This window comes from Helicobacter didelphidarum (assembly GCF_003364195.1).
GTDB lineage: Bacteria > Campylobacterota > Campylobacteria > Campylobacterales > Helicobacteraceae > Helicobacter_A > Helicobacter_A didelphidarum.
Genome location: NZ_NXLQ01000006.1, coordinates 66399 through 89443 on the forward strand (window position 1 = coordinate 66399; position 23045 = coordinate 89443).

21 protein-coding genes are annotated in these 23045 nt (G+C 31.5%); 8 read left to right on the plus strand and 13 right to left on the minus strand.

What is annotated here, in order from left to right; translation table 11 throughout:
• Positions 1 to 113 precede the first annotated feature (113 nt).
• The gene (gene rsmI, locus CQA53_RS04365) at positions 114 to 965 is read right to left on the minus strand and encodes a 16S rRNA (cytidine(1402)-2'-O)-methyltransferase (protein WP_115542810.1); all 852 of its coding nucleotides are present in this window, start codon (positions 963 to 965) and stop codon (positions 114 to 116) included.
• Between the two features lie 378 nt (positions 966 to 1343).
• Between rsmI and CQA53_RS04370 the strand changes: the two genes are divergently transcribed.
• The 3 genes from CQA53_RS04370 to CQA53_RS13700 all read left to right on the plus strand — a co-directional run bounded on the left by CQA53_RS04370 (position 1344) and on the right by CQA53_RS13700 (position 5967).
• Positions 1344 to 2231, plus strand: coding sequence for a class 1 fructose-bisphosphatase (locus CQA53_RS04370; protein ID WP_181882358.1), 888 nt, complete (start codon positions 1344 to 1346; stop codon positions 2229 to 2231).
• Between the two features lie 170 nt (positions 2232 to 2401).
• Complete coding sequence (locus CQA53_RS04375) at positions 2402 to 2698, plus strand: hypothetical protein (RefSeq protein WP_115542812.1); 297 nt, start codon at positions 2402 to 2404, stop codon at positions 2696 to 2698.
• Between the two features lie 2495 nt (positions 2699 to 5193).
• Positions 5194 to 5967, plus strand: a complete 774-nt coding sequence (locus CQA53_RS13700) for a cytochrome c biogenesis protein (RefSeq protein ID WP_407918840.1) — start codon at positions 5194 to 5196, stop codon at positions 5965 to 5967.
• A 222-nt stretch (positions 5968 to 6189) separates the two neighbouring features.
• On the opposite strand, the gene CQA53_RS04385 is transcribed toward CQA53_RS13700, so the two are convergent.
• Entirely contained in the window at positions 6190 to 8028 is a 1839-nt protein-coding gene (locus CQA53_RS04385) for a sodium:solute symporter family transporter (RefSeq protein ID WP_115542813.1), read from the minus strand.
• Positions 8029 to 8640: 612 nt separating this feature from the next.
• Here CQA53_RS04385 and CQA53_RS04390 point away from each other — a divergent pair.
• The 3 genes from CQA53_RS04390 to CQA53_RS04400 all read left to right on the plus strand — a co-directional run bounded on the left by CQA53_RS04390 (position 8641) and on the right by CQA53_RS04400 (position 12144).
• A complete protein-coding gene (locus tag CQA53_RS04390) occupies positions 8641 to 10062 on the plus strand; it encodes a TolC family protein (protein WP_115542829.1) in 1422 nt (473 codons plus the stop codon).
• Positions 10063 to 10102: 40 nt separating this feature from the next.
• Complete coding sequence (locus CQA53_RS04395; RefSeq protein WP_407918841.1) at positions 10103 to 11095, plus strand: HlyD family secretion protein; 993 nt, start codon at positions 10103 to 10105, stop codon at positions 11093 to 11095.
• A 104-nt stretch (positions 11096 to 11199) separates the two neighbouring features.
• The gene (locus tag CQA53_RS04400) at positions 11200 to 12144 is read left to right on the plus strand and encodes a hypothetical protein (protein ID WP_115542815.1); all 945 of its coding nucleotides are present in this window, start codon (positions 11200 to 11202) and stop codon (positions 12142 to 12144) included.
• A gap of 153 nt (positions 12145 to 12297) precedes the next feature.
• Here CQA53_RS04400 and dcd read toward each other — a convergent pair whose 3' ends face one another.
• Entirely contained in the window at positions 12298 to 12870 is a 573-nt protein-coding gene (gene dcd, locus CQA53_RS04405; RefSeq protein WP_115542816.1) for a dCTP deaminase, read from the minus strand.
• 76 nt (positions 12871 to 12946) lie between these two features.
• Here dcd and accB point away from each other — a divergent pair, with 76 nt between their 5' ends.
• Positions 12947 to 13405: an acetyl-CoA carboxylase biotin carboxyl carrier protein gene (accB, locus tag CQA53_RS04410; RefSeq protein WP_115542817.1), complete on the plus strand. Its 459-nt coding sequence runs from the start codon at positions 12947 to 12949 to the stop codon at positions 13403 to 13405.
• Positions 13406 to 13444: 39 nt separating this feature from the next.
• Positions 13445 to 14848, plus strand: a complete 1404-nt coding sequence (locus CQA53_RS04415) for an acetyl-CoA carboxylase biotin carboxylase subunit (RefSeq protein ID WP_115542830.1) — start codon at positions 13445 to 13447, stop codon at positions 14846 to 14848.
• A gap of 102 nt (positions 14849 to 14950) precedes the next feature.
• On the opposite strand, the gene ribD is transcribed toward CQA53_RS04415, so the two are convergent.
• The 10 genes from ribD to CQA53_RS04460 form a co-directional block, all read right to left on the minus strand.
• Entirely contained in the window at positions 14951 to 16459 is a 1509-nt protein-coding gene (gene ribD, locus CQA53_RS04420) for a bifunctional diaminohydroxyphosphoribosylaminopyrimidine deaminase/5-amino-6-(5-phosphoribosylamino)uracil reductase RibD (RefSeq protein ID WP_245945644.1), read from the minus strand.
• A 290-nt stretch (positions 16460 to 16749) separates the two neighbouring features.
• Positions 16750 to 16989 carry a hypothetical protein gene (locus CQA53_RS04425; RefSeq protein ID WP_115542818.1) on the minus strand — a complete coding sequence of 80 codons (240 nt, stop codon included), beginning with the start codon at positions 16987 to 16989 and terminating at the stop codon, positions 16750 to 16752.
• Positions 16990 to 17028: 39 nt separating this feature from the next.
• Positions 17029 to 18138 carry an HP0729 family protein gene (locus CQA53_RS04430; RefSeq protein ID WP_115542832.1) on the minus strand — a complete coding sequence of 370 codons (1110 nt, stop codon included), beginning with the start codon at positions 18136 to 18138 and terminating at the stop codon, positions 17029 to 17031.
• A gap of 11 nt (positions 18139 to 18149) precedes the next feature.
• Positions 18150 to 18437 (minus strand): hypothetical protein, encoded by a 288-nt coding sequence (locus CQA53_RS04435; protein WP_115542819.1) that lies wholly within the window; start codon positions 18435 to 18437, stop codon positions 18150 to 18152.
• Entirely contained in the window at positions 18434 to 18793 is a 360-nt protein-coding gene (locus CQA53_RS04440; RefSeq protein ID WP_115542820.1) for a hypothetical protein, read from the minus strand. Before CQA53_RS04440 ends, CQA53_RS04435 begins: the two co-directional genes overlap by 4 nt.
• A gap of 22 nt (positions 18794 to 18815) precedes the next feature.
• A complete protein-coding gene (locus CQA53_RS04445; RefSeq protein WP_115542821.1) occupies positions 18816 to 19382 on the minus strand; it encodes a hypothetical protein in 567 nt (188 codons plus the stop codon).
• A gap of 9 nt (positions 19383 to 19391) precedes the next feature.
• Positions 19392 to 19526 carry a hypothetical protein gene (locus CQA53_RS13510; RefSeq protein WP_281271164.1) on the minus strand — a complete coding sequence of 45 codons (135 nt, stop codon included), beginning with the start codon at positions 19524 to 19526 and terminating at the stop codon, positions 19392 to 19394.
• Positions 19527 to 19845: 319 nt separating this feature from the next.
• Positions 19846 to 20418: a hypothetical protein gene (locus CQA53_RS04450; protein WP_147289995.1), complete on the minus strand. Its 573-nt coding sequence runs from the start codon at positions 20416 to 20418 to the stop codon at positions 19846 to 19848.
• A 45-nt stretch (positions 20419 to 20463) separates the two neighbouring features.
• A complete protein-coding gene (locus CQA53_RS04455) occupies positions 20464 to 21267 on the minus strand; it encodes a hypothetical protein (protein ID WP_115542823.1) in 804 nt (267 codons plus the stop codon).
• A 9-nt stretch (positions 21268 to 21276) separates the two neighbouring features.
• On the minus strand, positions 21277 to 22833 hold the full coding sequence (locus CQA53_RS04460) for a dynamin family protein (RefSeq protein ID WP_115542824.1): 1557 nt from the start codon (positions 22831 to 22833) through the stop codon (positions 21277 to 21279).
• Positions 22834 to 23045 lie beyond the last annotated feature (212 nt).

A 23045-nucleotide genomic window follows, 5' to 3' on the forward strand; every position in this document is an offset into this window, starting at 1 on the left:
CGACTGTAATAGAATCTCTGTAAAATACTCAAAAATATACTCCGTTGTAAGACTTTTGTATGTATTCTTGTTGCATACCAAAACTACTTCAGTTTTCTTTCAAAACTTATACACTATGAATGTTCAAGTAAAAGGGCATACCATTCTTTTGCATTTTTTTGACTAATTTGTGCCAAAAGTTTTGATTTTTGTTTTAAACTTATATCTAATTGTAAAATATCTTCTTGAGTAAGGCTGAGAATCTTATTCTGGGCTATATGCTTGTCATCTTTTTGTATAATAATACAATATTCTCCCAAGATGTCTTTGGGAAGATTGGAAAGAATATCTTTAGCAAGTCCAATCATTTCAGATTGGTATAATTTTGTAAGTTCTTTATACAAATAAACTTTTGCAAGAGGCATTATTAAGGCAATATCCTTGAGAGATTCTCGTAGTCTTTTTGGACTTTCATAATAAATTATATGCAATGTTTTATGAAACTCAAGAGATTCTTTTAGCATATTTTGTCGTTCGTGTTGCTTGTGGGGTAAAAATCCTAAAAAGCAAAATCCACCCTCTAAACCACTATTGACAAATGCATGGCTAAAGGCACTACCACCAAGCAACACTTGATATTTAATTTGATGGCTACGAGCATATTGCAAAAGCAAGGTTCCGGGATCGCTAATGTTTGGCATACCTGCATCAGTGCAAAATACGATATTTTGTTTGAAAAAATCTGGTGTTAAATGTTGAATAAACTTTTCTTGATTATGCGAATGAAAGCTCAAGAACTTTTTATTATCTGGTGCAATCATTGGAAAATGTTGCGAGACGATAGGATTTCTTTGTAAAAGTATAAGCAATTTCTTTGTTACTCTTGTATCTTCACAAACAACAATATCGCTTTCATTTAGTGCTTCTAAAACATGTAATGAAATATCTGAAAGGTTACCAATTGGTGTGGGTAAGAAAGTTAGCATACATCTCCTTGTATAATTCCTCGCCTAAAATCGATTTTAGATTATTTTGAATTTATTAATTTTTTAACTATTTTTTCATTCACACCTAATAATTCTTAAGAGTTTATTATTCTATCTTATTTGTTCTTATAAGTAAATTAAGAGAAATACTTTTATAGTAATACTTTCTAGTTTCATACCACATGGACATAAAAGCCTTTCTTAAGAAAAATTAAATCACATATCAAAATAACTTTGAATTCATAACTTAATTGATAAAGCAAAATGATATGTGCCAGAATTTTAGGAATAAATATAGGATTGTTGCTAGTTTTTCGTTAAAATTTTAATGTATTTTAGATTTTGACACAAGCATTATAGGGAATATAAATGGATGCTATCAATAAAATTATTCAGGAATTACAAAAAGCCGCTGTTCAGGTTGCAAACCTCTTGCAAAAGAGAGAGGTGGAATATACACACGGTTCAAATTCAAGTGGAGATAATCAACTTAAAGTAGATATTCTTGCTGATAAACTCTTTGGAAATATTTTAAGTGAGATAGGTATTAAGGGATTTGCAAGTGAAGAACGAGAATCCGCAGTAATATTCTATGATAATGATAACATGTATGATACAAATCAAGAAATACCTATGCAAAGTTTGCTTGTAGGTTTTGATCCTCTCGATGGTTCTTCCCTTATTGATAGTAATCTTACCATTGGCAGCATTTTTGGGATCTATCATAGTGAATTTATAGGAAATAAACTTCTTTGTGGCATCTATTTTCTTTATGGACCTCGCTTAGAAATGGTGGTTGCAAGAGATAAAAAAAGCTTACATTATCTCTATAATTATGCTACGCATACATGGGATTTTATCCAAGAATTTGCTTTACAAGAAAAAGGGAAAATAAATGCACCAGGTGGAACGCAAAAAGAGTGGTTCAATGGACATAAGAAAATTATTGAGGGTTTTTTCCAAGAAGGTTATAGGCTACGGTATAGTGGTGGTATGGTGGCAGATTTACATCAAATCTTATGTAAAGGTGGAGGTATTTTTAGTTATCCCGCTACAAAAGATTCCAGAAAAGGGAAATTGCGCAAACTTTTTGAAGTTTTTCCATTCGCACTTATTTTTGAAAATGCTGGTGGGGAAGCTATTGATGGTCAAAATCGTTTACTTTTGCTTGATACAAAATCCATACATGAAACAACACCTTGTTTTTTTGGAAGTAAAAGAGAAATTAATAAAATTATAGAGGGTTATAAAAAAATTTCTTTATGACACAACATAGCCTTTAAAAATTTTGCTTTCTAAAACTTTGTTCTATTATTTCTTACAATAAATATTAATCCCATCAACAAGAAATGAGAAAATAGAATTCGTTAAGAATCTCTATTGATAGATACCATTTTCTTTCATTTTTTTAAAGCAGTAAATAAAAGGAAACATGAGTGAGTATAATTCGTCTTTTTTGTTCATTTCAAGTTATGATAATTTTACTTTGCATTTATGTGTTTGTGTGTGCTGTTGCAACTTTCATGGAACATAAATTAGGTGTAGTATATGCAAAAATGTTTATTTACAATGCACTTTGGTTTGAAATTCTTCATGTTCTTGTGGTGTGCAATCTTATTGGAATCTTATTGCAAAAAAAATATTTACAAATAAAAGGTATGCCCTTTTTCTCTTACATTGCTCATTTGTTGTTATTTTGTTTGGAAGTTTTATCACGCGACATTTTGGTATAGAGGGAAATATTCATTTGCGTATTGGACAAACAAAAAATACATTCCTAACGACACATCCCTTTCTTACTATCACTCTTGAGGATTCTCAAAATATTCATATTCAACATATTCCCGTTGTTTTGACACCAACATTACAACAATCAATCCATACAACCTTACGATTTGGTAATAAAAGCTTTTCTTTCAGACTCATGGATTATACATTTATTGATATGCAAACGCAAATGATAAAATTACGAATATCACATGATACACAAAGTAAAGATGTGTTTGTATATTGGAATCCTCCTATGAATATGGAAACTATCAATACAAAAGAGCAAAACAATCAAGGAGAGATTGCAGATTCTATAATGCAAAACAATAAAACTAACATGCAGCAAACAAAAACTTCATTTGGAGATTCTATACTTACAATTATGTGGGGGCAAAGAGAGTTAGAACTACCCTTTAGGATAACGCTTCAAGATTTTATAACACAAAAATTTCCAAATTCTCAAACATTATCAAACTATGCTTCTCATGTTGTGTTGCAAAATCAAGAGTTAGCACACGAACAACCTATGGGACAAGATATTATAAATCTTTCAAAAGAATTTCTTGTAAATTCTCATGTATTTACAAATATAGATAAAACTAATATGACACAAAGTAACACAGAAAAATTCATAATTTCCCCAAATCAAGTCCTTGATTATAAAGGTTACAGATTATTCCAATCAACCTATGATAAAGATTATAAGGGGACATTTCTTTTAGTCAATAAAGATCCCGGAAAGATTCCAACTTATATTGGTTATGCTTTGCTAATTGCTGGTTTCTTAGGAATTATATTCTCAAAAAAAGGACGAATTGCATATCTTAAAAAACAACTCTATCGATACACGCCCGTTGTATTAATCTTTCTTTTATGTATAAGTTCTTCATCGCATATATTACATGCTAATAAATTTTCTCTACAAGAGAATCCCACACAAATGGCAGATATACAAAATCTCTCAATACCATACGATACCCCAAGACAAATTCTGCATGATTTTTCTCGTACAAAAAATCATGCCGATAATTTTGCAAAACTCCTTGTCGCAGACTCAAATCGTGTTATGCCTCTTGATACACTTGCGCTCAATATTATTTCTAAAATAACAAATAAACACAAATTGAAAGAACCTCTTTTTTTGAGTAGAACACAATCATATTCTATACAAAATCCTAAAACTCCCACAATCCAAGAAAATAATTTTATACAAGATTTAAGAAATGTTACACAAAATTTTCCCAAAGATTCAGACAATGTAGAACAAAACACTATAACAACAAAACATATCAAAAGACAAACAAGTTTTCAACAAACATATAAAATACCTTATGCGTTAAATTACAACCAAATTTTTCTAGGTATGTTATTTTTCCCTGAAATATTTCAGAATCTGCAAATAATCCCTATCAAACATCAATTATTACGCAAGATTTTAGATATGCATCATAATCAAGAAAGTATTACTTTTAATGACTTATTTAAAAATAATGAATATAAACTTGAACAATATGTTTTGAAATCAAGCAATACTTTAGCACAAAATCGCACTATATTTGATAAAGAAGTATTGGAAGTGCATGAAAAAATGAATATCTTATACATGGTCTATACACTTAATATTTTGCGAATTTTTCCTTATAATAAGTCTATGAACAATAATATTATCAATCAAATCCCTATGCAAGATTCTAAACAACACATATCAACCCACAAACAAATTTATTGGCTTTCACCTCGCAATGAAGTAGAATTTGATAAACAAACTCTTGACAATATTCAAAGTCTATTGGGTATTTATATCGTTTCATTTTATAATGCTATGCAGACAAATGATTGGCATGAAGCAAATAAAAATCTTGAAAATATACAAATCTTTCAACAACAATCCATACGCACCTTGATGCAAGATTCTCAAGATACTACAATAAATCATGATGAGTCTCGCATAAACTTTCTCACTCAAGATTCATATCAACAAGAAGCTATGCATACATTTTCAGCCTCTACAAATCATATCCCATCAAAATGGGAAGTGAATCTTGAAATATTGCTTAATCATACTCATATTTTCCAGAATCTTATCTTGGCATACTTATTGATTAGTTGCAGTTTTTTTCTCATTGCAATAAAAGAATTATTTTTTCATAGACCTCGAAAACCTCCATTAATACACTCTATTCTAACAAAAAAGCAAGAAGAAATATCTTTGAATATATCAAATCAATCGGATTCAAATGCCACTATTAAATATGGCTTTCACGATAAACAGAGTGTAATACGAAAAATAATAACAATATTTTTACAATTGCCTTATATTCAAATCTTGTATGGTTGTTTTATTTTTTGTGTGATGCTTCATACATTGGGTTTGATTGCTCGTTGGTTAATAAGTAATCATGCTCCATTTAGCAATGGCTATGAAAGCATGGTATATATTGCATGGGTAGGTGCAATAATGCCTTTATTGCTAACTTCTCAAATCTTTTGGAAGAAATTAAAACCAATAAAAAATATGCAAATGACACAAAATATTTCTATAAATAAACAGACATCAAATTTTATCCAAAATAATATAGTAGAATCTTATTTTATTATCGCTGCTTCTAGTGTGCTTTGTGGGATTGCATTATTTGTCGCACATTTAGGTTTTATGAATCCTCAAATTGGAGTTCTTCCGCCTGCTCTACAATCATATTGGCTCAATATCCATGTAGCTACAATTATTGCTAGCTATGGTTTTCTCGGGCTTTGTTGTATTCTTGGTATTATTTCACTTCTGCTTTCTCTTTCTGTTTTTTATCAACAAAAAATACTAGAAAAAACTTCAAAACTTATGAATCTACATAAAGAGAATATTTGCAATAAAATTTCTTCTTATACTTTGCAAATTATACGAGTTAAAAATTTCAAACATAATGCAAAAAATCTTTGCTATATGAATGAAATTTCCATGATAGTTGGACTATGCTTACTAAGTATTGGAAATATTTTTGGGGCAATATGGGCAAATGAAAATTGGGGACGTTATTGGGGGTGGGATTCTAAAGAAACTTGGACTCTTATTTCTATTCTTGTATATGCGGTTGTATTACATATGCGATTTATTAAGGGACTTGATAGACATACTATTTTTGCATTTGGTAGCATTATTGCCTTTGGGGCTATTCTTATGTCATACTTTGGGGTAAATTTTTACTTCACAGGTTTGCATTCATATATTTCAAATTAGGATTCTAAAATAATATAGAAAATAGAAATATTTAATGATGGATAACTTGAAAGTTGCTTATAGTTTTCTATAATACTTTGACAGAAACATTCATTATCTTTCAAAGTCTTAATTGAGGAAGTCAGAAAGCAAAACAGTAAAGTAATCTTATGATAGATTTGTGAAAATTTCTATAATTGAAAAACATTTGCAAAAATAAAGACAATATGAACTCTTATAATGTTAAATATTTCCTTCCTTCATTTCTTGCATCATTTTATCAAATGCTTCTTTTGTTCCTGGACGCACAGGTTGCAAAAAGCTTACTAGCACAATAGCGATACTTGCACACACAAAACCCGGAACAATCTCATATATTGGAAACAAATCATAAGTAAAATTTTTATGAATAACTACAACAAGTGCACCGACAACCATTCCTGCAATTGCACCCATACGAGTCATGCGTCGCCAAAAGAGTGAGAATAGCATAACGCTTCCAAAACTTGCTCCAAATCCAGCCCAAGCATACGCGACAATGCTAAGAATACTCGAATCTTTATTGGTTGATATAAAAAATGCTATGAATGAAACAACAAGAACGCTGGCGCGACTAAAAAACATGACTTGCTTTGGAGTTGCATCGGTTTTGAGAATCTTTTTATAAAAGTCTTCAGCGACAGTAGAAGCAGAAACAAGGAGTTGACTACTTGCTGTACTCATAATTGCAGCTAAGAGGGCAGAAAGAAATATTCCTGTAAGCCATGGATTAAAAAGCGTTTGTGACATAACAATAAAGATTGTTTCTGGATCATTGAAATTTAAATTAAACTTTGTAATATATGCAAGCCCCAACATGCCAACAAAACACGCACCACAGAGACTAATAATCATCCATGACATACCAATAGCGGTTGCTTTTGGAATATCTTTAGTCGAGCGAATAGACATAAAACGAATGATAATATGAGGTTGTCCAAAATAACCAAGTCCCCACGCAATAGCAGATAGAATTGAAACCCAAGTAACGCCATGAAAAAATGAAAAGTGGTTTTTTAGTGTTGTTACATTTTGCAACTCTTTTTGTATAGTTGCTAAGAATCCCTTTAGTGAAGTAAGGTAAGATTCTGTTACTCTCTCATCTTGTAACAGAGTTGTAGCCATCTCATGTGCATTGGTAGAAAGTTTTGCAAAAGCATTTTTTGTATTTATCTTAGAGATTTCATGAACTTCGTTCAAAGAATCCGAAAGCATAATCATATCTGCAGATAATAATTCCTTATCGATTTGTTTAGCATTTTTTCCTTCAATATTTTGATTTATTTGTAATAAAATAGAATTCAAATCTGTATCGATAAATTTTTGTGTGTTCGTTGCAATTTCATTATACTGTTCATCTGATTGACGAATAAAATCTCCTGCGGTGGCAGGACTACCAATATGATAAAGCATAGTTATTGGGACAACCACAAGAGCTATCATCATGAGTAAACCTTGTAATAAATCCGTCCAACATACAGCCAAATATCCACCAAAGAATGTATAGACAACAATAATTCCCGCACCAATAATTAATGCTATTTGATAATCAATATGAAATGTTTGCTCAAAAAGTTTTGCACCAGCAATCAAACCAGAAGAGATATAAAATACAAAGAATACTAAAATAACAACAGCAGAAATAAGTCGTAAGATATGCTTATCATCTGAAAATCTTGTTTCAAAATAATCTGGAATTGTAATAGAATTTGCTACTACTTCAGTGTAGATTCTCAATCTCTTTGCTACCAAAAGCCAATTAATAAACATTCCAATACTTAAGCCAATCGCAATCCACGCATTGAGCAATCCGGCGACATATAAGGCACCGGGTAATCCCATAAGAAGCCAACTACTCATATCTGATGCTCCTGCACTCAATGCACTAACTGCTGGACCCATATTCCTACCACCAAGGAAAAATTCCTCTGGATTTTTTGTCTGCCTCCAAAAATAAAAACCAATTGCGATCATAACAAGTGCATATAATCCAAATGTTGCAAATATGGGCAAACTTAAACCCTGAACTTCAAGTGTTTGCATACTTTTCCTTACATTAAATATTAATTTTTGCTCTTGAAAAATTTAAGATGAGCAAATGCTGTTTGCTATTCTTGATTCTGTATAAATAATATTTAAGAATACCAACAGGTTGTTTAACACCAGAAACAAACCTCTTTGTAAGAGTCAATATTTCAAGGCTAGATAATATTATAACATATTCATTGTAATTTACATGTCTTTATATTATCAATGTGATTTTTTGTAAAAAAATTAATATGAAAGTGCTTAAGGTGTTACTTTTTGTATATTTTTTATCGCAAAGTATTATTAAAAATAATGTATTTTTAATATTTTAAATTTTAAATCTTTTTTATAATTATTGGGACTTGGTTTAGGTTTTATAACTTTTGATATTTGCAATGACAATTAAGATAAAAGGTGTTGAGTTAAGATTTTTAGGAAATATATTTCAAGAAGAGAAAAGTTTAAAAAATCATATTGATTTCATACATTTCAAATTTGGAAATTCGATAAGCAAACAAAAAAATAAGATATAATTCGACATAAATTACAAACTACACTTAAGGTTGTTTCTTGTATCGTTTTATATTCTTTATTTGCTACATAACTAAAATTGTTTGGGCAGATTCTATGTTAATATCACAAGAAAATTTTTCTTTTACAAAAATCCCTGTATCTAAAGCTTCTGACACACAATCCAAAATAGATTATACACAACAAACGCCGATAAATGTGCAACAAGCATGGAATAAAATTCTACTTCATCACGATGGTTTAAAAGCACAGAATCTAAACACCAAAGCAATGGAGAAAATGCGATTAGCGGCTAGGCTTTCTTACTTACCTCAAATTGATTTGAATGCTTTTTATTTGCACATGGGGGATAGGATTCAGCTTGACTTGACTGCACACAATAAAAATGAAGTGAATCTGGCACAACAACAAATTTGCAATAGTAGCCCTCCTTTACCACAATTGTGTTCTCTTATAACAACCCTTAATACACCTATTACGCTTATGAATCGAAATATTATTGTGGGGGCATTAAATATTCTCTATCCAATTTATACGGGTGGGACAAGATTCTATGGGAATAAACTTGCTGAAATTGCATTAAAAGATTCTTATCAAGCTCTAAGATTGAAGGAGTTGGCTACTTTTGAGGAGCTTGTAGAAATTTATTATAGTGTCGTTTTAGCTAAAGAATCTCTTGAAGTGTTGCAAGCAACGCAGGAGGGTGCATTAAAACATTATCAAAACTCGATGAAACTTCATAAACTTGGACAAATTGCTGATTTAGAACTACTTGGTTCGCAGGTTGCTTATGACAAAGCTCGGAATAATACTCTTGCAGCACAAAATGTTTTTGATGTTACACAATTAGCCCTTGATAGTATTTTACAATCACAAAATGTTTTACCCACCTCTGTATTGCAGATTAGCCCAACAATGAAACTCAAAGAAATAAATTATTATGTTGATATTACCCTGCAATCTTACCCCGCATTACAAATTGCACGCAATAAAATCACAAGTGCGACACAACAACATAAACTTGAATTTGGGAAATTTATGCCACAAATTGGTGCTTTTGCCTCTTTTGTTGTTACAGATAATCAATCAAAATTAGAACAAATGATGCCAAATTGGTATTTAGGTATCGCAGCAAAATGGTCAATTGTTTCGCCACAAGGAAGATTCCAAAAATTTCAAGCAACAAAAATTATGCAATTACAGGCAAGTGCTTTAGAATCTCAAGCTGTTAAAGATATGGAATTACTAGTAAAAAAGACTTATAAACAGCTTGTTTTTTATCAACAAGAACATGAAAATTTACATTCAAGCGTAGCCTTAGCTAAAGAAAATCTTAGATTACAAGAGAAAGCGTATATGCAAGGAATCGCTACAAATGATCAAGTTGTTGATGCTAGAAACGCTCTCTCTCTTGCAATCATGGAACAACAAGCAGTAGCCTACAAAACGATTGTAACGTATGCCAAATTACAAGCTCTAAGTGGTAATATTGAAGAGTTTTTTAAGGTGCAACAATAATATTTAGATTCAATAAGGAGTAAATGTGTTTAAACAAATCTTGCAAGACAAAAGAAAAACTATTTCATTCGTATTTATTGGTATTTTGGCAATCCTTATTATTACATGGCTTGTTATTACTTTTTATCGTGCATATCTGCCTAAAAAACAAATGTTTCAAGGACAAATTAGTGCACGGGAATATAGTGTGGGTTCTAAACTCGCTGGAAGAATTGATAAAATTTTCGTGCATAAAGGAGATATTGTAAAAAAAGGAGATGTTATATTTTCAATCGCAAGTCCCGAGCTTGATGCAAAACTTGCACAAGCACAAGCAGGATATGAAGCAGCAAAAGCACTGAATGCTGAAGCAAATCATGGCACACGTGATGAAACCATAGAATCTGCAAAAGATGTATGGCAAGCAGCAAGTTCACAAGCAAAACTCGCACAAAAAACTTATAGTAGAATCCAACAACTTTATAATGATGGTGTAGTAAGCCTCCAAAGACGCGATGAAGCTTTTACTGCCTATGAAAGTGCAAAATATAATGAAAATACTGCTTATCAACAATATAAACTTGCATTAAGCGGCACACGCGATGAAACAAAACGAGCGGCTTTAGAGAAAGAAAGGGCGGCTTTAGGACAACTTCAAGAAGTTGAAGCATATCTTAAGGATGTTGAAGCTCTAGCACCAGCAGATGGGGAAGTAAGTAATATTTTAGTGCATAGTGGCGAGTTAGCACCAAGTGGATTTCCTGTTGTAATGCTTGTAGATTTGGAGGATTCGTGGTTGCGTTTAAGTGTCGATGAAAAACATTTGCCCCAATTTGCAAAAAATGCAGAATTTAATGGTTATATTCCCGCTCTTGATAAGACGATTAAATTCCGTGTGTCACATGTTGCAGTAATGGGAGACTTTGCTACTTGGAAAGCTACTGCCAGCACACAGAATTATGATATGAAAACTTTTGAGATTGAAGCTCGACCCATAGAAAAAACCAAGGGCTTGCGTATAGGCATGAGTGTGCTTGTTTATGATGCAAACTAATGAATTAGAGTTATGAAGATTCTAAAACTATGTACTCTGATTTTATCTTTTTTGAGTATTGTATAGTTGAGAATCTCTGTGAATTTGTAACAATAAGGAGTAAAATGCAAATCAATATACACAAACGACAAAATGTTATAATATATTATAACTTTATAACTCAAATTATAAAAAATAATATTTTTTTATATAAAATACAACTTTTTAGACATAAAAATTTTGTTTTTCAACACAAAAACAATCAAATATTATTACATAACTTTATCATAAAGACTTTAGTTGTTCTCTGTATTTTTTTATTTACTAATGTAGAATATGTATTTGGAGATTCTATTAATCGACAAATTGATTTTTTGCAATGGCAAAAAAGAATTAAATTTAGTCCACCAAAAAAAGCTTGTGCAACATGTGATTGGACTATTTCATATTCCATAGAGAATCCTATTTTAGATAATGCAACGCAATCCATGCTTTTTCAAGATTCTGAACAAAATTCGACGAATGTAAATAAAATGCCAACCCCTAATGAATTAAAAAACCTAGAATCTTCCTTGCAAAACTCAGCATTACAAAATCTTTTTGATGAGGATTATGGCAATCAAGAAAATGATTCTTTACAATATGAATTTTTAGGGCAACGAGGACAAAATGAATTTCTTGATATGCAAACAAGGCGACAAGATGATATATTCGCAAATCCACTGCACCAAAATACTCCGTATTCAAACACACTTGATGCAATTAAGTTAAGCAAAGCGATTTTTATGAAACGCAATATTTCACAAGCTTATGAAGAAATCTTGAAACATAGAGGAATTTTTACTTGCATGTATTGCGGTGAGCTTGACAAAATCTTTAAACAATTACCAAAATTCAAAACAAAATCACAAAATCACAATATTTCATATGTATATGAACCACTAGGAAATCTCTACATGATTGAGATAAGTGATAATATTTGCGGTGTAATTGATACAATGATGTTTGTGCAAGATAAAGATTCTGTGGAATTGTGGGTATATAGCCGTTTTAGTTGTAAATCTTCTTAACATTGTATGTGCTTTCTAAGTATTTTTGAGGAGAAATAGCAAATATCTTGTTGTTTTGAATGAACCAATATTATCTATTATCCCAATCTTTAATAAAATTTCTTATTCTGATTGAGAAGTTTTTATTTTTGATTTCCGTAATATTGATTGAGTTTATTTTTTACTCATTTTTGGTAGGGTAATGCCTGATTGATATTGATATTTTCCACTTTTATCTTTATAACTTTGCATACAAACCTCATCTCCTGTAAAGAAGAGAACTTGTGCGATACCCTCATTGGCATAGATTTTTGCAGGAAGTGGTGTTGTATTTGAAATTTCAATAGTAATATGCCCCTCAAATTCTGGTTCAAATGGAGTTACATTTACAATAATACCACAACGAGCATAAGTGCTTTTTCCTAGACAAATTGTTAGGACATCTCTTGGAATCTTAAAATATTCAACTGTTCGTGCTAATGCAAAAGAATTTGGTGGCACAATACAAAATCCATTTTCCTCCGCTTTCATCTGGACTACATTTTTTTCATCAAAATGTTTTGGATCAACAAGAGTTGCACCGATGTTTGTGAAAATCATAAACTCTTGTCCCACACGAATGTCATAGCCATAACTACCTAGACCGTAGCTTATAACTCCCTTGCTTACTTGCGACTCCACAAATGGGGTAATCATTTGATTGCAAAGGCTTTTCTCTTTTATCCAACTATCCGACTTTAATCCCATAATTCTTCCTGAATTTTAAATTTTGTAATATTTTTATGCTATTATAGCACTTTAACTTTAATTTAAGGATTCCGCCATGAAATTATCAGAAATAAAAGAGCTCATTACAATCTTTGATGAGTCAAAACTTTCAACACTCAAATTAGAATCTGAAACCTTTTCTCTCAAGCTTGGCAAAGAGGGTAAAAAACCAAAGGTGATAGAAGAAGTTGTGGCACAAGTTGCACCACGAATTCCACTCCCTCCTAAAGCTGAAGTGGCTATACAAGCACCACAAAAAGCTACAAATACAACAGCGGATTTCATTACCTCTCCTATGGTTGGCACATTCTATCGATCGCCTAGCCCTGGTGCTGCACCTTATATAAGTATTGGCGATACAATCAAAAAAGGGCAGACTATTGGTATTGTTGAAGCGATGAAAATTATGAATGAAATTGAGGCTGAATTTGATTGTAAAATTTTAGAGATTGAAGTAAATGATGCACAACCTGTTGAATTTGGCACAAAGCTTGTCATGGTTGAAAAAATATAAGGGGCTTTTATGGCAAAACAAACAAGGAATCTCGAAACTATGGCAACCAAAGCACAAAAAAGTACAAAAACTAATAAAGAATCTGCTATACAGAAGAAAAAGATTCAAAGAATACTTATTGCAAATCGTGGTGAAATAGCATTGCGTGCAATTCGCACGATTCAAGAAATGGGAAAGCAAGCAATCGCTATTCACTCGATTGCTGATAAAGATGTGCATTATCTTGAAGTCGCAGACGCAAAAGTTTGTATTGGTGGGGAAAAAAGTAGTGAAAGCTATCTCAATATTCCAGCAATTATGAGTGCCGCAGATCTTTTTGAAGCAGATGCGATTTTCCCCGGATATGGTTTTTTAAGTGAAAATCAAAATTTTGTAGAGATTTGCGAACATCATGGTATAGAATTTATCGGTCCAAGCAAAGAAGTCATGATGATTATGAGTGATAAATCAAAAGCAAAAGATTACATGAAAGAAGCCGGTGTGCCAGTTATTATTGGGAGTGATGGTCCATTAAAGGGGTATCAAGAGGCATTAAAGGTTGCTGATGAAATTGGTTACCCCGTGATTCTAAAAGCCGCTGCGGGTGGTGGTGGTCGCGGTATGCGTGTTGTGCCAGATAAGGGACTACTCAAGAATCTTTATCTAGCAGCTGAAAGCGAGGCTTTGAGTGCATTTGGTGATGGGACAATCTATATGGAAAAGTTTATTAATAAACCAAAACATATAGAAGTGCAGATACTTGCCGATAAACATGGAAATGTTTTGCATATTGGTGAAAGAGATTGTTCAATGCAGAGAAGACAGCAAAAACTTATTGAAGAAACTCCAGCGGTTGTGCTTTCTCCTGAAGTCCGAGAAAAATTACTAGCAACAGCGATTAAAGCCACAAAACATATTGGTTATGTTGGTGCAGGGACATTTGAATTTTTATTAGATTCTAACAACAAAGATTTTTACTTTATGGAGATGAATACTCGTTTGCAGGTTGAACATACTGTGAGTGAAATGGTAAGCGGACTTGATTTAGTTGAATGGATGATACGGATTGCAGAGGGTGAAGAATTGCCTAGCCAAGATACCATTACATTTCATGGTCATAGCATTGAATGTAGGATTACTGCCGAAGATCCAGAGAAATTTTATCCATGTCCGGGTAAAATTACTGAATGGATTACGCCCGGTGGTGCGAATGTGCGTCTTGATACGCATGCTTATGCGGGGTATTCTGTGCCGATGTTTTATGATTCTATGATTGGCAAACTTATTGTGTGGGGTGAAACAAGAGAAAAGGCTATTGCAAAGATGAAGCGAGCTTTGCGTGAATTTTCCATTGAGGGAATTAAAACAACAATTCCATTTCATATTAAAATGATGGATAATCAAGATTTTAAAGATTCTAAAATTTACACAAAATATTTAGAAACAGAGTATAAACTAGGATAAATTATGTGCTATTACAGAACAATAAGCTTCTTTGAAATCCCAAAAAATATCGCATAAACTCTTATGAAGTAATGAAGAAAAGTTTATTGAAAAGTTTCGGAGTTATTTATCATATACAATTTTCCTAAAAAGCCAATAGATTATATTCGCTTTGGAATCTACATTCCTATCCAATTTTTGTGTTTTTATATTTTGCGGTAATGAAGCATTATTTTTTAGAGATTCTTTGGAATACTCTTTAAAAAAAGATTGGAAACATAAAATATTATTAGAATCTTGTATAGTAGGATCATGCAAAGAGTTCTCTAGAGATTGTGTATATGCTAGGTAAAAATCTGTTAATATCTCATTATCATAAATATTGTTGTTTTTGTCAAATTTGTTTAAGTGATTTTGTTCTGCAATATCTTTTTTATCATTTTGCACAGGACTATTCATTGCATGAATACAAAGATTATTTGATAGAAAGTTTGGTGCAATATATCCTAAAATACAATCAATATTTAAGCAAGATTGTTGTGTTTCTTGCAATTGTTTTATTTCTTGTAATATTGAGGTAAGAAATTCAAATCCTCCTTCGATTACACTAAAACCATGCTTTGGAATATCTGTTATACTTTTTATAATAAAGACTTTGCGGTTAGAGATTCTATATTTTTCTATATCTTTCTTTTGCATCGTTTTAGTGAGTATATAAATTGTTGGAAGCTTACTATTTTGTTTGTATATATCTTGTGCGAAACGTGTATCCAACAATGGATTATCTTCTCTCAAAGTTTTACCTGAAATAATAATATTATCAGCTATGCAACGCATGTTGTGTGTCAAGATTCTAGAATCTTGATTGCTAATTTGTCCATTTTTATAATCTCCATTCAGACGATGTGCGACTTTAAAAAGTAAAAAAGATTTTTTTTTATAATATTGTAAAAACGGATAGAGAAGAACTTTTGCTTGAGATTCTAAAATATGCTGTGTAAGGTGAATATGTTGCAATGTCTTTGATCCACCTTGTGCTTTGTTGTTTATATCCTTGTGTCCAATAACAATACGTTTTGGTTTTATAGTTTTCAAAAGATTTGCACATGGTGGCGTCCTGCCATAATGGTTACATGGCTCAAGTGTTACAAAAAAATCACATTGATAAAATATACCACTATGATATGTTGTTATAAAATCATGGATTGCATGAGAATCATGTATATGTTCTAATGTCTGAATAAGATTTTCAAGTTGTCTTTGTGGTGAATCTTTGAGTAGATTTTTAGAAGATTTCAACAAAGTATCATCTGAAAAATTTTCCAAATATCCTTGTGTAGAATTGCTTACTTGATTTATTTTGCCAATATCATTTGAATCAGAAAGAGTTTGTAGGATTTTTTGTTGCGATTGTTTGTCATTTTTTGCAAGTGTAATAAAGGCTTGCTTGCAAGCTAAGACTTCCGCATGTGGGAATCCTGCTTTGAAATGTACCTCTAAAGCAATAATGGTATTTTTAAAAAGTATAAGTGCTCCGACTGCTGGATTTGGCAATGTCAAAGTTTGGAATTTCCAAGCATGATTAATGGCAATTTGCATAAAAATTGTATCTGAATAATCTGAAAATGGCATATTTCCTCTTTTTGGTAATTCTAATTTTGTATTGTATCTTATTTTTATAAGATTGTATAGCAAAGCATTTTTACAATATACAAGAGTGATGGATACAACAACAAAGATAAGAGTTTATAAAGATTCTCCATAAAATTTTTGGAATATTTTCCATTTTATTTTTAGATGTTATGTTGCAGAGTAATTTTGTATCATAAAAATTAAAAAGTTATTTTTAAGTTCAATAAGCCATATAAGGATATTTCATCAGATTCTAAAAGGCTGATAGTTTATCCTAAAAAGTATTCTTATTATTTCTTCATAAAAAGATTGTATAAATTACCAAAAATACTGGATTGATTGTTATATTCTTTTTCTAAGATTTTTTGCTGTTCCCAAAATTCTTCTGTTGGCACTTGACTTGTTTCCATATCGATATTGCATTTCGGACATTTGGGAGGAAACATATATTCCTCTGATGTGCAAGATAATCTTCGTATCTCATCATGATTGCATTTTCTACATGTATATTTCTCATATCTCTCAAACATTCATTCTCCTTATGATTCTTTATCATATCATTTAAGTTTTTATTTTTGGTAGAAATAAGCAAGTTCACATCGTTTTTTGACAAATCCAATAATGATACTCTCTGTGGATAATCCAAGTATGGAATCCCGCATATCTTGTGCTTCTTGCCATGTGGCTGGTTTTTCATGCACACTTTCATTGCGGACATTCTGGATAAGATTGATATGATAAGAGAATCTTTTTTGAAAATAGCCTACCATGTGATGTGGGCAGTGTGCCTGTATAGATTCAGAGATTTGAGTATTTCTAAGGAGATATTTATATGTCCCATAGTTTGCTTTCTGTATGAATAGATTGTCTAAGCTATATCTTTTACCTTGAATCTCATAACTAATATCCAAAAGATTTTCATCTTTGCTGACGAGAAATTCAAAAAGTGTGCGAATAAGTAAGAAAACTTCCGCTTCTACACTTTTAGAATACTTGACTATCACAGAGCTAAAGTCATAGAGTGGATTTTGCTTATTTGCTTGATATTCTATCTCTGCGGAGATAAGATTGTCAAGTGTATTTGGGTGCATGGAATGAATAAATTTTTCACCAAAGCTATAAGTAATAATATTTGCCTTAATGGCAAGATATTCATCACTTTTATAGACATCTCTATAATGCAAAAGATTATCATCAAAATAGTTAAATTTTTGCTTCATTGCTATGATTAAAGGATAGTCATATGAATTGCCATAAAGTGCGTAGGTGTGATTGCCAAAGCTAGGTGTAATGAAATTTGCTAGGAAGTTATCACGCAATGTTTTGAAGTCATTTCGCACAAGCTCACGCATATCAGTGATGATAAACCATTGCGTAACTTCTAAGCCCTTTTGTGCGTAATATGGTGGTGCGATAGAGTGAGAATCTTCGCTTATCACACTCACTACCTTTGCCACAAAGAGATTACAATAATCACTTAAGAAAAGTTGCAAGGGATTATCTTTGCTTACTTCAAGGTAGATTCTATCTAATTCATCTTGGGTGTTATGTGCTTTATCTTTAAGCTTGGAGCGGACTTTGCCAAAGGCGACTTTGCCCTTTTCATTGAGGATTTTTAAATGCTCCTCAATGACATTATTTTGATAATAGGGATTATAGAGGATAAAGAGATTTGCCATATTGCCCCCAATCATTTAAAAAGGTTGTGTATTGAATCTGGGTCTTTTTTATAATCATTTAGGAGAGATTCTAATGTATCTAATAGCTCTTCAAATTCTTTTGGATTTTTCTTTTTAAATTCAAGTATTGTCTCTAGTGTCTCAAAGCTATAATGCACTTTTTGTGAGATTTCTTGCGAATCTTTGAGATTGTTTATATTATTGTTAAGTTGTGTAGCGAAAGATTTGAGTGTGAAGAAATTAAAAAAGAGAAATCCCTTATGACGCCAGATGAGTGAGAGTATCGCTAGGATATTCATTGTGCTAATCCTCTAATAGAATGAAGCACAGCTTGTTTATCGCGTTTGTAAGTCTCAAGCAAATCTTGCAGAATCTCAAAGACTTTTTCAAACTCATCTTGATTTTGTTTTTTAAATTGTAAGATTAAATCAAGTGCATGAAAAGTCTTATCAATTTTTTGGTTTTTTGTATTGTGAGGAAAATCACCCAAACAATCTTTTAATCTCAAAGCTAAAAATGTAAGCTTTGCAGTAAGTTTTGGGTCTTTGAAATATGCTAAAAGTAATGGTGCAAAAATCTCAAGTAACTCATAGAGATTCTGCGTTTTCTCTATCATCTCATCTTGAGTTAGATTTTCTAAATCTTGCAAAGTCATTTGTTGTTTCCTTGTGTAAATTTTATAGAATTTTAGATTCTAATATTCTTAATGCAACACTTTTTTGAAATTCATTAAAGTGTTTATTTATTCTATTTGCTTCATATTTTTTATAATCATATCTGATATTGTTCATAAAAAATTGAATCCGATTTTCTATAAAATATAAAAATTTAGCGTGGAATACTTTTTTAATATCGCACGTTTGAAAGAGATTATGTCTCATTTGTCGTCTATAAAAATAAGCATTATATACATATACATCAAAATCAAAATCCAAGTACCTTATATATACATCAAGATAATATCCAAATGATTTAAAAAGTTTTGTCAAATGCTCTACAACAAGACATGTTATCTTAGGTAAATGAGATTTATATTTATCTTTTAAATCCAACATAGCGATAGTATTCAATAGAAAGCTATATTGATCATCTTTAGGCAAACGCAAATGCTTTATACATCTTAACTCTCTGCTTGTTGGCACAGAATATAATCTCGCATGAAGAGAATTCTGTAACTTTGGGGTATAGATATAAAATAACTCTGCTAACATTTGGACTTCATCTTTTTTCTTATCTTTCATCATAAAATTCCATTATTTCTTAAATATCCGTGTTTTCTCTATCATCTCTTCAGTATCTTCTTCGCATTGAATCCTAATAATTGGGAGGCTATCTAAAAGCTCCTTATATCGCTTCTGCTTTGTCATAAATAAGCGTGATATATTCATCATTTTACCTCTGTCTTGATAATTGAATAGTATTTTATCATTTTTATTCTAACCATTCACAGGATTCTTGTATTTATCTTACTATTAGCATCCTACTTTTTCAAGTCCCACCATCGCATTTTCCTTGTCTCTATGCACCACAATATGCCCCGTATCACATGCAATATTTACCCCATTGATAAAGAATGTATTTGCTTTCACATTAGACTGGTAATCCTATATCCCATAATCTCACTTAAAAGCATACCGATTTCATAATGCGTAGGATAATAAAATCTCTTGATTGCAAATGAAATTTATATTCTCAATATAGCTAAAATTATAGAATTTTGGATTCCAATACCTTTAATGCGACATTTTTTCTAAATTCATTATATACTATTTTGGCTTCATAATTATTTTTAATCAAACTTCTTATTTGAAATCTTATAAAATCTAAAAATTTAGCATGGAATACTTTTTTAATATTACTCGTGAGAAAGAATCTCCGCGTCATTTGTTTCCTATAAATATTAGCATTATACACATAAATATCAAAATCAAAATCCAAGTCCCTTGGATGTATATCAACATAATATCCAAATGATTTAAAAAGTTTTGTCAAATGCTCTACAACAAGACATGTTATCTTAGGTAAATGAGATTTATACTTTTCTTTTAGCATATACATATCTTTATTATTTAATATAAAATTACCAGAAGAATAATGGAATATATATTTTATGTCATGGTATGATATAAGAGAATCCAATCTCTGATAAGTTAAACTTTGAAAGTTTTCAGAACGAATGAAAAATAATTCTGCCAACATTTGGATTTCATGTTTTTTATAGTTCTTTAATCCATTTGAGAAAATATCATCGATAAAATCCCAACAATCTTTCTCTTTCATCATAAAACCTCATTGCTCCTTAAATATTTGCTTGGCAACATCACTCTAGATACCTTTTTGGTTTAAAAAATTGATAGCAAATTCACTTTGACATAGAGAATGTAAGATTTGCATCTCTTTTGCTTGTTTTTCTTTGATGTCATGAGACTGTATAAGATCTTCTAAATTCTTGATACTTCTTTGGAGAAGTAGCTCTTGCGTCTCAATCTTAGAATTGAGTTTATTTTTCACACTCTCAAAGGTGCTTTTATATTCCTTTGTAATATTCGCACCCAAATCCTTTAATCCATTTGAGAGAATCTCATGGATAAAATAATCCATAGCCTGCCTTTTTGCTACTCCCTTCTCACGCTTTAGAATCTCCAGACATTTCGGGTTATCAAGACTCAAATTTGAAGTGATAGTGCTGTGCAGTGTGTTATAGGTTGTGTCTAAATTTTTATTAAGTAGTTGTTTTAAGTTTTTATCTATATCACCATGCTCTTCCAAAAAATTAATGAGCCTTTTAATGCTTGCATTGTTGAGATCAGTCAATTGTTTCTCTATCTTATCGACTTTGTTCATGGCTGTATTCTTCATTTCAGAAAGCGTATCATTTACTTGCATTGTTTGCTGAACACTCGCTGTTTTATGATCATAGCTCGGAGTTTGTGCAATCACTTCACTTTGACGCGAAGTCTCCTTCAAGGTTTCCTTTATTTCTTTTTTCATTTCTTCTTCTTTTGCCTGTTGTTTTTGTTGTTCTTTTTTATTACCAAAAAATATATCACGACCCCACTCTACAACTTCTATAACTTTCTTAGCAACAGTTAATCCAGTGTCTATTACATCCTTTATCCAACCAAACATATTATCTCCTTATATATTAATATTCTCAATCTTTTGATTGAGCTGTTGTAGCATTGTATTACTTTGTTTTTCAAACTCTCTCATAAAGCCATCATGTATTGCTTTATCTTGCTTTTGCCCTTCTAACTCTTTTTCTTTTTCTTTTATCGTTTTATTGATTTTTTCTATATCTCCTTTAGAAGTTTTGTAATCGTTCTCTACATCTTTGCCAACTTTTTCAAAGTGTTCTGTAATCTCTTTATGTAAAATTTTATAACAGAGTTTAGCATCTTCTATAATTTCTCTTTGTGCATCATTATAAAAGTCTTCTTTTATTCGCGTCTTAATAGTAGCAACTTTGGAAAACTCTCTAATTTTCTCTAAATTATCTTTGTTATCTAAGTTACCATCTACTTCTACTTCAACACTAATTTTCTGAAGCCATTTTTTTTCCGATTCAGCAAGTTTATCTTTATTGTTCTCATAAAGCTCGCAAAGTAAATCTGCATACCCAGACACAGGAATGATATTTTTTTCCGCCAAAGCTTTGGTATATTTTGTTCGTTCATTGCTCTCATTAGAACTTAGATATTTAGTCCATTCTTCCTTTTGCTTTTCCCAATCTGCCCTGATATTTGGGAGAGTATCATATTTTGTGCCAAGCACATACACCTTTTCAGGTTTTCCGCCGGTGTAGTCAAATATTAGTGAAATTGTAACTAGTTCATCGCTTGTAAGAACTGATGAATTGACACAGGCTAAAACCACATTTGCACTTTTATAATAAGCTTTTGTAATATTAGAACGATATTCTACCGGATCATCAAGTCCCGGAGTATCGACAAAGACGATATTATTCTCATACGGGAAGTCTGGGAACTCAATATCGACTTCTTTGACAAAATAGTGTGAGACTGACTTTGATGAGGTGTATTTCCCTAGCTCCTCTTTGCTTAAAGGGAGCGTGATACTCTCTTTGCCTACATAGCTTGACAGATGTGCACCTGCATTGTGGTTGTTGTATTGGTCTAAAAAGAGGTGAGAATCTTTGTTCGTATTAACACTTTTCCATAACTCCTCCCATTCTTTGTCATTATAAAAGCTAATTTTCATCTTCGCTTCTTTACCATATCTAAATTTTGTTAGCACCGCTGTTTCAGGTGTTACACTCATACTTGCATAATCTTTTTTGAGTATCGCATTAATGAGTGTTGATTTCCCTGCTTTTACCGTACCGACAAATGCTATCTGAAAGCTATTATCTCGTTGTAAAAATCTCTCAATCTCATTGATGAAACCATGAATTTCCTTTACTTCATCACTATCTGCTGACCTTGCATAGATTTCTAAGAAATTCTTGATGCTTTGTGCATTGGCAAAGACTTCTTCTAGCTCTTTTACAGGAGCGACAATGGGGGTATTTTTGTCAGAGTTTTTTACTTCATTGATGAAATCTTGTGCTTTTCTTGAGAGAGATTGCAATTCATTTTGATTCTGAAACTCTGCTCCGCCTATCACCGCTCCACAATTTATACAAAAGACATGATCTTTTGCATTATCAAATTTACAATTTTGACAATATGACATATTTTTCCTTTCTACCAATAAAATTTTATTTTCAGCATATTAAATGCTACATTTATCATGTCGCAAGAAGCATTTATAGAAGCATTATAATTGCGACCATATTGTGATTCTACAAAAAAAAAAAACAAATCAAGCCTTTTTCTTGATTTAAGAATTTTTAGAATCTCCTTTATCTAAAAAGTCAAATACATAAAAATCATTTATTATCATTT